The organism is Anaplasma phagocytophilum (assembly GCF_023476575.1).
GTDB lineage: Bacteria > Pseudomonadota > Alphaproteobacteria > Rickettsiales > Anaplasmataceae > Anaplasma > Anaplasma phagocytophilum_A.
Genome location: NZ_JAHLEX010000189.1, coordinates 1 through 724 on the forward strand (window position 1 = coordinate 1; position 724 = coordinate 724).

Here is a 724-nt window from a genome sequence, read left to right on the forward strand (position 1 = left end):
ACTGTAAAGAAGCTATCTGACACACTTTTACGGTATGCTGCTTCACTATCGTGGATTAAGTAGGAGAGAGCAGAAGCTTCCTTCAAGAGACCATACGCTATTTCTCGGATGTTTGCTTCCGAGCAACCCTCATAAAACGTTGCTGCTGCAGATTGCAATGAAGATTCTGGCATCGCACGAACAGTGCTGTACGACGCATTAATACATCTACTAATCCGTCGTTTAGTTTCTTTTATTGACGAGCTTTCTTCTACTACCACACCCCCGGTTGCGAGCATCTGTGTATCACGTAGCAAAGCGATTGCATCTGCCAGTGCTACTACAGCGTTTGAAATATGGCAAATTGTATTAGGATCACGTTCCTTAAGGGGATCTACAGCAAGGCGAGATTGACCGAGATGCGACAGTGCCTGCAGACACTGCTGGACAAGTGGCTTTCCTTTCTCTTGAAAAAATCGAGAAGCTATTTCTTCTCCTTTATCCTCATCCCATTTTATGTTTTGTAGGACACCATCAACTACCCTTACTATGCTGTAAAGATCTACTTGAGCCAAGAGAAGCTGCACTCCATCAAGACTGCTGCCGTCAGGACCTGTTTTCTCACCAATGCCCTGTGCTCTCTCTACAGATTCTGCTGACGTATCCAAGGCACGTATCAGCGTCTTGAGTATGTCAAGATAAGACATATTACCGCTTAGCAATCCTGAGATCAAGTCATTGCAAA

General features: G+C 44.8%; 1 protein-coding gene. It reads right to left on the reverse strand.

The window, feature by feature from the left end; translation table 11 throughout:
* A partial coding sequence (locus tag KPX09_RS05470; protein WP_249549331.1) for a hypothetical protein occupies positions 1 to 686 on the reverse strand: 686 nt, incomplete at its 3' end.
* Between the last annotated feature and the right edge of the window lie 38 nt (positions 687 to 724).